Raw genomic sequence first — 1,982 nt, forward strand, 5'->3', positions numbered from 1 at the left:
CGTGGTGGTCGGTTGTGTCATCGTGGTCTGAGGGCCTGGCCCGGTGAGGTGCGCCTCGTCCAGCCGGGCCCCGGCCAGCGACGCGTCCCGCAGGATCGCCCGCGACAGGTTCGCGCCGACGAGCTGCGCGTCGGTGAGGTCGGCGCCGGTGAGATCGACCTCCTGCAGGTCGCGGTAGGACAGGTCCTCGCCCTGGAGGCGCGCCCCGCGCAGGTCAGTGCGGGCCGGGGTGCGCAGCCGGGTCGTGATGCGGATCGCGTTGGCGCGGGCCAGGTCCTCGGCGCCGGGGTCGGCGAGGACGCCGGCCGCCCAGTCCTGGCAGGCGCGCGTGTCGGCGAGGTCGCACAGGAAGTCGACGGTGAGCTGGGTCAGCGCGCGGCGGCCGAGGGCGGACGGGGCCGCGCCGCGGGCGAACTCGTCCGCGATGTGCCGCGCGACGAGCCACTCCATCACCGACGTGTGGATGAACCCGAACAGTCCGTCGGCGGTGCGGACGAGAAGGCTCCCCGCGCCGACCGCGTGGGTCACCTGGTGCGGCGACAGCCGGCCGCCGGCGAGGCCGGTGAGGGTGTCGGCGACGTCGGCCAGCTCGGCGAGGCTGAGGAACTGCTCGTTGCCCTCCCACAGCCGCAGCGCGAGCGTGCCGACGGCCTGCCACATGTCCTCGGCCTTCAGCCCGGACGGCCCGCCGGACCCGCCGACCCGGTCGGCCTCGTAGGCCAGCCAGGACGACAGGATCTCGTGGTACAGGTCGGCGGGGGAGACCGCGCGGCGGGCCTGCGCGACCGCGCGCAGCCGGTCCTCGGGCAGGTCGGCGATGAACGACAGCATCCGCGGGTTGGACGTGAGGGCGAGCAGCTCCTCGATCCCGGCGAGCAGGCTGAGCCGCGCCTCGGCCGCGTCCTCGTCCCCGTACCGGTTCACCAGGTAGGAGCGGACCTGTGGGGGCGTGAACTCCTCCAGGCCGAGGACGCGCCGGTGCGGCAGGACGCCGACGCGCTCGCCGAGGGCCGTCAGCACCTGCGCCTGCGACTTGAAGTGCTGCGTGCGGCTCGCCACCACGATCTTGGCCTTGTCGCGGGCGGCGCGCAGCAGCGTGTCGAGGTGGTCGGCGGCCTGGTCGTAGGTCATCCGGGTGACGAGCTCGTCGAACCCGTCGAAGAGCAGCACGATGCGGCCCTGCCGGAGCATGTAGTGGAACGCCTTGAGGTCGATCAGCTCCTCGCCGTGGTTGGCGAGGTGCGCGGCGACCAGGCCGTCCACCGAGTGCGCCTTGTCCAGTGCACGCAGCTCGATGAGGATCGGGATGACGTGCGGCAGCTCCTCGGGGATGCGGCGGGCCAGCTCGCGCAGCGCGAACGTCTTGCCGCGCCCGAAGTCGCCCAGCAGCAGCAGGAACCGGCCGTGGTCGGCGGCCAGCAGCCGCAGCATCTCGCCGACGACATCTTCGCGAACGTCCCCGGCCAGCCGCGTCCCCTCCTCCGGTGTCTGGAGGCGGTCCAGTTCGCGGAACCGCTGCGGGACGTACAGGGACGGCGGGTACAGCCCGTCGCCGGACAGCCGCCTAGTCTGCGCGGTCACGTACTCCGACAGGTCGAGCAGGCCCTGGAACTCGGTGAGGCTGCGCACCCGGATGCCGCGCCGCAGCGCGTCGTCGCGCAGCGACCGGGCGGGCGCCGGGCCCACGAACACCAGCTCCGACCCGTGGTCGGTGCCGTCGGCGTGCACGTGCCGGACGAACGCGTCCACGTCCGCCTCGGTGACCTGCCCGACGTGGGCGCCGATGCGGTACTGGCGGACGAACCCGTCCTCTAGGTGGGTCAGCAGCAGGTGCGGCGGGTCGGAGCGACCGTCCTCGCGCGCGGCCGGGACGATCCGCCGGATGGTCGCCCGCTCGAACCGCGTCTCGCACGCCTCCGTCAGCCGGTCGAGGAGCCGCGCCGTGGGGTCGGGGACGGGTTCGTTCGCCAGTACCGCATCGG

Annotated in this window: 1 protein-coding gene; it reads right to left on the bottom strand. The window is 73.7% G+C overall.

From position 1 onward, the window contains the following. A partial coding sequence (locus tag HUX53_RS20730; RefSeq protein WP_176404877.1) for an NACHT domain-containing NTPase occupies window positions 1-1,982 on the bottom strand: 1,982 nt, incomplete at both ends.

The organism is Actinomadura sp. BRA 177 (assembly GCF_013372625.1).
GTDB lineage: Bacteria > Actinomycetota > Actinomycetes > Streptosporangiales > Streptosporangiaceae > Spirillospora.